Source organism: Aquiflexum sp., from assembly GCF_977115555.1.
On record NZ_CDSBKL010000172.1, the window covers coordinates 1 to 8195 of the forward strand.

General features: G+C 40.5%; 6 protein-coding genes. 5 read left to right on the top strand and 1 reads right to left on the bottom strand.

The genetic code is table 11. The features are described from left to right. Positions 1–212: 212 nt before the first annotated feature. Positions 213–1334, bottom strand: a complete 1122-nt coding sequence (locus tag ACZFYI_RS11370) for a Gfo/Idh/MocA family protein (RefSeq protein WP_462524249.1) — start codon at positions 1332–1334, stop codon at positions 213–215. Positions 1335–1663: 329 nt separating this feature from the next. Here ACZFYI_RS11370 and ACZFYI_RS11375 point away from each other — a divergent pair, with 329 nt between their 5' ends. The 5 genes from ACZFYI_RS11375 to ACZFYI_RS11395 form a co-directional block, all read left to right on the top strand. Further along, the gene (locus ACZFYI_RS11375) at positions 1664–2281 is read left to right on the top strand and encodes a TetR/AcrR family transcriptional regulator (protein WP_462524250.1); all 618 of its coding nucleotides are present in this window, start codon (positions 1664–1666) and stop codon (positions 2279–2281) included. Positions 2282–2334: 53 nt separating this feature from the next. Next, positions 2335–3690 (top strand): TolC family protein, encoded by a 1356-nt coding sequence (locus ACZFYI_RS11380; RefSeq protein ID WP_462524251.1) that lies wholly within the window; start codon positions 2335–2337, stop codon positions 3688–3690. Between the two features lie 7 nt (positions 3691–3697). Beyond that, entirely contained in the window at positions 3698–4753 is a 1056-nt protein-coding gene (locus ACZFYI_RS11385) for an efflux RND transporter periplasmic adaptor subunit (protein ID WP_462524252.1), read from the top strand. Position 4754: 1 nt separating this feature from the next. Beyond that, complete coding sequence (locus ACZFYI_RS11390; RefSeq protein ID WP_462524253.1) at positions 4755–7796, top strand: efflux RND transporter permease subunit; 3042 nt, start codon at positions 4755–4757, stop codon at positions 7794–7796. A gap of 201 nt (positions 7797–7997) precedes the next feature. Further along, on the top strand, positions 7998–8195 hold a 198-nt coding region (locus tag ACZFYI_RS11395), incomplete at its 3' end, for an acyl carrier protein (RefSeq protein WP_462524254.1).

The window sequence follows — 8195 nt, forward strand, 5'->3', positions numbered from 1 at the left end:
GTTTCAAATAAATTTTTTGCCCTTTTCAAAGAAAAAATCCTTCCGGAATTTTATGTTCTAAAAGCCAAATAAGAGTAGGAAATAATTATTTTGTGAAGTTTGAAAAATTTTAAAAAAATCAATTATTGAAAGAGTATTTGAACAAAAAAAGCCTGTGAAATCCCATGATTTAAAACACGGATTTTCACAGGCCAAAGATTTTTAAGGTACAATTACAGTTTCAAAGGAACCCTTGCTCCACTTTTGGCTGCCTCAAAAATTGCATCAATGATCTTCATATCCTTGACTCCCTCCTCTCCATCAACAGGAATAACGGGTTTCTTTCCATCAAAAATGATCATTGCCATCTGATCCATCTGTGTGGTTTGATGCGTGACATGAGGTAAATCAAGTCGTCCTTTGTTAGTCCAACTTTGGATCGGGCCATAACCGGTAGAGGGCTGCATTTCCGCAAATCCCTTTTCTCCGACCAAGAAAAATTTATCAAGGTAGCTTACTGCATAAGTAGAAAGACAGGAAGCAATTACTCCACTTGGAAAACCCAACTGAAAAGTTATAGTTTCATCTACCCCTTCCTTAAATTTAACCGGATCTGTTTTCTCTTCCTGTGCTGTGACCCAAACAGGTTCTTCCCCTATCATATATCTCGAGCCATTGATGGCATAGATACCTATATCCATCATGGCACCACCACCCGCCAATGCTTTGTTGAGCCTCCATTGGGTAGGATCGCCGATTTTGAATCCGCTCAATCCCTGGAAAAATTTAATGGTCCCAAATTCCCCTTCTTTCCGCAACCTCACGACTTCTAAGGTATTTGCTTCAAAATGCATCCTGTATCCAATCAATAGTTTAACTCCCGCCTTCTTGCAGGCATCCACCATTTCCTGACCTTCCTTGGCATTGATTGCCATGGGTTTTTCACAGATGACATGTTTGCCGGCTGCAGCCACTCTCAGACATTGTCCATGATGGAGCGCATTTGGAGTAATGATGTACACTGCATCGATGTCAGGATTATTCTTTATGGCATCGAAATTTTCGTAGTTGTAGCAGTTCTTATCGGGGATGTTATATTTTGCCTGCCAATCCTTTATTTTAGAAGGTGTTCCACTGATTACTCCCGTTATTTTGGCACGCTTGCAATCCTTCATTGCTTCTGCGACGCGGTTGCCGTAGCTACCAAGTCCCATGATGGCTACTTTGAGGACAGGCCCGTCCTGCACATCATCAAAGTAATTTAGTGAGTCTAATTTGGGAGTGAAGCTGAAAGCGAGGGGAAGCATCCCTGCACCTAAGGTAAGTTTTTGTAAAAAGTCTCTTCTGGATTTCATCGTTAATTAGGTTTTTTGGTTTCTGAGGAATAATTGGAATTCTTATCTGGATTTTATGTTAAAAAAAGTACTTGAGTATAAATCACAGATAGTACTATTTCCAACCAGTTCAATTTAGAGTAAAAAACAGTAATTTGAAAATCAAGTGACTTTTTAATTGAAATAGATTAGATTCATCCAATCAGAGCAAAAATTCTATTACCTCAACTTACAAAAAGTGGGAATATTTAATTGAAAATCCTCTTTCTAAAATATTTCTGAATTTTCTTTAGAATAGATTTGCAAAATTAAACAGTGTTCATTTATATTTACATGTATAAATTTTAACCATGGGCGTAGCCGAAAGAAAAATACGGGAGAAAGAAGAGCTAAGGGAACAAATTCTCAAAGCAGCAAAGAGACTCTTTATTGAAAGGGGTTTTGAAAAAACTTCTATCCGTAACATAGCAGATGAAATAGAATACAGCCCAGGAATCATTTACCATTATTTTCAAGACAGGAATGAAATTTTCCATGCTTTGCATGAGGAAGGTTTTCAGGAATTGAGAAAAAGATTGGAAATTCTTGCAGCAGTAGAAGACCCAATGAGCCGAATAAAGGCTATGGGGAAGATTTACATTCAGTTTGCATTGGAAAATACCGACATGTATGACCTCATGTTTATCATTGAAGCTCCTATTGACTTTATAGAAAAAAGGGATGATATATGTTGGACAGAAGGAGACACAACTTTTAATTTCCTTAGGAGCACAATCCAACAATGTATGCAACAAGGCCATTTCAAAGGTCATAACCTTGAGGCGCTTTCTTTTATGATATGGTCTACTGTGCATGGTATGGTTTCTTTAAAAATCAGAAAAAGGGTAAATATTCTTGATGCAGGGGAAGTCGATCAGATCATCGAAAACAGTTATCAGTCCTTGGTTTCTTTCATAGACAAAGCATAAAAAAATTTGACTCTTCATTAAACACTGTTCATTAAATTAACATCATAATAAAAATGGAAAACTGCCACAAAAAATTCTTTATCGGTCTTCTGCTTTTCTTTGGAATATTAGGAGAAGTACATGCCAAGACGGCACTGACAGGTTACCTCGAAGAAGGGATGAAAAACAATTTGGTTTTGAAAGAGAAGAATATATCCTTGGATCAAAGCCTTTTAGCACTCAAAGATGCAAAAAGCTTCTTTCTTCCATCATTGGATTTTGCCGCAAACTACACTTTGGCAAATGGAGGAAGAGCCATCATCCTTCCTCTTGGGGATTTATTGAATGGTGTTTATTCTTCACTCAATGCGCTCACAGACCGTCAGACTTTCCCGCAACTTGAAAATATGGAAGAACAATTTCTACCAAATAACTTTTACGATGCGCGGGTGAGGGTCTCCTACCCCATCTACAATCCTGACCTTCAATTTAATAAACAGATCCGCGAACAAGGTATCAAACTTGAAGAATACCAAATTGAAATCTACAAGGCAGAACTCTCCCGAAACATCAAGCAGGCATATTACAAATATTGCCTAGCCCATACTGCCAAGCAGATTTTGGAGGAATCTAAAGTTCTTGTCCAACAAAATCTCAAAGACAACAAATCCCTCTTGGCTAACGGCAAAGGACTTCCAGCACAGGTTTTAAGGGCGGAAAGTGAGGTCGAAAATATCAATTCCCAACTTATAGAAGCTGAAAACAGGATGAGGAATGCTGCTTATTATGTCAATTTTCTGATCAACAGGCCCTTAGAAAGTGAGATAATTTTTGAGGAACAAGCAATCGAGGAAACCGAAATCAGTATGTTGATGGAAAAAGAGGACTTTTCTGACAGAGCAGAAATCCACAAAATCAACACCGCCAAAAACATTCAGGAAACCGTTTTGAAAATGAACCAAAAATTTGCGGTACCAAGAATCAACACATTCGCTGACTTTGGCATGCAGGGATTTGATTTTGACTTTTCAGGACAAAGCAGGTACATCATGTTTGGAGTCAATATGGCGTTTCCGATTTTCCAGGGCGGAAGAAACAAAAATGCCATCACCAGAAGCCAAAACGAACTGACTGCACTTACATATCAGACAGAACTATTAGATGATTCCATAGAAATGGCCATCCGAGCGGCCAAAAACAACATCCGTGCTGCTGAAGCTGCCAAATCCTCTGCAGAACTCAACCTGAAATCGGCCTCTGCTTATTTGAGATTGATAGATCGGGGATACAAAGAAGGCACCAATTCTTTGATAGAATTCATTGATGCCCGAAACCAATTTACCTTATCCGAACTGAAACTCACCATCGCCAATTACGGCTTACTAGGAGCTGTGGCTGATTTAGAAAGAGAACTCCAAAACTTGAATTGATACTATCATGAAATCCACATTCACTTACCTCCTCCTTCCCTTCTTTGGAATGCTGATACTCCAAAGCTGTGGCACAAATGGAAATTCCATGAATACCGAAATTCCCAAAGGGCAGATTCCTGTGAAAATCCAGGAAATCATCCAATCAGAAGGCAGCCTAGAAATAGATGCTACCGGTCAATTTACAACTGACGATGAAACCATTCTTTCTTTCAAAACCGGTGGCATCATCTCTCAGGTTTTGGTATCGGAAGGCGATGTCATCCGAAAAGGCCAACTCTTGGCTACCCTTGACCTAACCGAAATCAACACTGCTGTGAATCAAGCCCGGTTAGGCTATGAGAAAGCAAAAAGAGATTATGAACGTGTGCAAAGGCTTTTGGCAGATTCTGTCGCTACTGTCGAACAGGCTCAAAACAGTAAAACTGCTCTGGATATTGCAGCACAAAGTCTCGAAGCGGCAAATTTCAACAAAGATTATTCCCAGATCCGAGCGATTAGTGATGGCAATGTCCTAAAGAAGTTCATCAATGAAGGCCAACAAATTGCACCTGGATCTCCTGTGTTTCAGACCAACGGGTCTGGAAAGGGAACATGGAAATTGAAAGTTAACCTGAGTGACAGAGAATGGGCTTTGGTCAAAGAAGGAGATAATGTTGCCATCACCACGCCTGTAGAACCTGATGAAACCTTCGAGGCTAAAGTCAAAAGAAAATCAAAGGTCGCAGACCCAATGACAGGAACATATCAGGTTGAGTTGGAATTTACCGAAAAAGCCCCAAATTATTTGGCTTCAGGAATGTTTGGATCTGCAAGGATCTTATCTGAAGCTACCCAAAAAACATGGTTTGTGCCTTATGATGCGATTCTAGACGCCAACGCCGGTAAAGGCTTTGTTTTCGTGACAAAGGATGGGAATACCGCACAAAAGGTGTCTATCAAAATCGGAAAAATCTATACGGACAAAGTCCAGGTTACAGAAGGCTTGGAGGAGTATACAAAGCTGATTGTCTCCGGAAGCGCCTATTTGACAGACCAATCTCCCATTTCAATCCAAAACTGATATGAGAATTTCAAATTTTGCAGTGAAGAACTACCAGTTTACCCTGGTGATTTTTCTCATGACCATCGCCTTGGGTTTAACTACTTTCCTGAATATGCCTAGGAGTGAAGACCCGGCTACCAATGCCCCACAATTCCCAGTAGTCATAGTGTATCCGGGTGCAAGCCCTGCGGATATGGAAGAACTGGTGGTCGATCCATTGGAAAAAAGAATCTATGCCCTCGAAGACATCAAACGGATCAAAACCAAGATTTCTGACGGTGTTGCTGTCATGAATGTAGATTTCAAATACGAGTCCAATGTCAATGACAAGTACCAGGAACTCGTTCGTGAAATCAACAGCATGAGGAATGAATTGCCACAGGACATTTACAGCATTGACATCAATAAAGTAACACCAACCGGTGTAAACATTCTGCAGATTGGTCTGATCAGCGAAAACAGTTCAAGAGAAAAATTGAAAAAATATGCAGAAAGACTTCAGGATGAACTCGAGAAAGTCAATGCCCTAAAAGAAGTTGAAATTTTTGGACTTCCGGAGGAAATTGTCAGGGTGGATCTCTATTTGGATAAAATGGCCAATATGAACATTCCATTACAGGCCGTATTGGGAAGTATCCAAAGTGAAATAGGGAATATTCCGGGAGGGACCATTGAAGCCGGAAATAAAGCATTCAATGTCAAAACCTCGGGGGACTACAAAGACCTAGAAGAAATCGCGAATACACAAGTCTATTCTTCCCAAGGAAAAAGTGTTGCACTCAAAGATGTAGCCAATGTCCATTATGATTATGAGGAAAACAAGCACATAACAAGATTAAACGGCTACAGGACAGTTTTTGTAAATGCCGCCTTAAAAGAAGGCAGCAACATTTCTCAAGTACAGGAGCAATATCTTCCCGTATTGGAAAAATTCAAAACCAGCCTTCCTTCTAATATAGACATGGTTTTGGCTTTTGATCAGGCTGAATTTGTCAATAAAAGATTGGGGGGTTTGGGATTTGACTTTGTTATTGCCATCCTTTTGGTATCAATTACACTCCTTCCTTTGGGAGGTCGGGCGGCAGCGATTGTAATGATTTCCATCCCTCTTTCTCTTGCGATCGGATTGGTATTGCTAAATGCCTTGGGTTACAGCCTTAATCAGCTGAGTATCGTGGGACTAGTAGTAGCCTTGGGACTTTTGGTCGATGATAGTATTGTGGTGGTGGAGAACATCGAAAGATGGATCAGAGAAGGCCATTCAAGAATGGAAGCTACGTTGTTAGGGACCAAACAGATCGGTCTATCTGTGGTTGGATGTACCATCACTCTGATCATTGCCTTTATGCCATTGGTCTTTCTTCCGGAAGGTTCCGGTGATTTTATCCGAAGTCTTCCCATGGCTGTCATTACAAGCGTTTTGGCTTCGATGTTGGTTTCATTGACGATCATACCATTTTTGTCAAGCAGGTTATTGAAAGAACATGGAGCCGGACATCAGGGAAACTTGTTTTTGAGATCCTTGCAAAAGGCTATTTCTGTAAGCTACGCCCCTTTATTAGAAAGATCCTTGAGAAAACCGGTCAGGACTTTGCTTATTGCACTTGTTGTGTTTGGGTCCTCTTTGGCGTTGTTTCCGGTCATTGGATTCAGTCTTTTCCCAGCTTCAGAAAAACCACAGTTTCTTGTCAATATCATCACTCCCATCCAGTCTAATATTGGGGAAACAGACATTGTTACCAAAAAAGTGGAAGAAGCTTTGAAAGAAATACCTGAGATTCAATTTTTCTCCACCAACGTAGGCAAAGGAAATCCACGGATTTATTACAATGTCATCCCAGAAAATGAAAGGACTGATTTTGCACAGATCTTTGTCCAGTTGGATCCAAATTCCTCAGCCAAAGAGAAACTCAGAATTACAGAAGACCTTAGAAACAAGTTCAGCAACTTTGTCGGTGCAAAAATCGAGGTGAAAAATTTTGAGCAGGGCCCACCGGTTACCGCTCCAGTTGAAGTCCGACTGTCTGGAGAAAACCTTGATACTTTAAGGGCAATAGCAGCAAAAGTAGAAAAACTCTTACTTGAAACTCCCGGAACCATTTATACCAATAATCCTGTCAGCAACCTTAAAACAGACATCAAAGTCGCAATCCAAAAAGAAAAAGCCAGGTCTTTGGGCATCAATATCCTAGAAGTTGACAGGACTGTAAGATTGGCTGTGGCAGGGCTAAAAATGGGTTCTTATTCCGATGTAAATGGCGACCAAAAAGAAATCATTGTCACCAGCCCTAAAGAAGAAAGAGCGTCTTTGGTAAGTTTTGATAAACTTTTTATCAATAATAACCAAGGTGCGGCCATTCCAATAGATCAAGTGGCTGACTTGGTTTTGGAAAGTTCACCTTTATTTATTGACCACTTCAACAAAACCCGAACGGTTTCCGTCACGGCTTTTGTGAGTGAAGGATTCCTAACCGACAGGGTTATAAATGAAGTTGATGGTAAAGTTAGAGCGCTATCATTGCCTGAGGGGTACGGGTACAAAATGGCCGGTGAAGCAGAGACCCGGGAAGAATCCTTTGGAGGGTTTCAGACTGTGATTATTGTTACGGTATTCCTGTTCATCGCAGTTTTAATATTATTATTTAAAACCTTTAAGAGTACAATCATCGTATTATCCGTGATTCCGCTGGGAATGGTCGGTGCCTTGGCAGCTTTGTGGATTACTGGCAACTCGCTATCCTTCGTTGCGATCATAGGTCTGATCGCTTTGGCAGGGATTGAAGTAAAGAACTCTATTTTGCTTGTAGATTTTACCAACCAACTCCGGGCAGAAGGAAAGTCACTCGACGCCGCCATACGGGAAGCGGGAGAAATAAGGTTCTTACCGATAGTATTGACTACCCTAACAGCCATTGGCGGCCTGATGCCCATCGCATGGTCAACCAATCCGTTGATTTCACCCTTGGCGATTGTGTTGATCGGAGGATTGATCAGCTCAACCATCCTGTCAAGAATCGTCACACCTGTAGTCTATAAACTCTTGCCACCAAGGATTCACTAGGCAATGGTCACCGGGCAGTGAAAAACGACTCGTATGACAGTAATTTGTAAGCAAAGGAGTATCATTCATCACCATTAGGAGAGAAAAAAAATGTTCAAAATTACAATCTCAAAAAGAATCTGAAGTTTTGACAAAGGAAAAAAAATAAACTAGACCAATTATTATTTAAAACTAATACCTATCATGAACAAAATTGCGAACATGAAAAAGGCAATCGGAGTATTCCGCAGCTACGGCATCCCATTGTCAGGAAAACAAAAATCTGCAAATTTTTATAAAGAACTCCGTATGGACAGGGTCTTTGTGGATGGACTTATCTTTGAGCTTGAACTTGAGCTTAACAAAATTCTCGAGGAGGAAAAAATTTCCCGTGTTGAAACCCCTTCTGATTTACTTCAT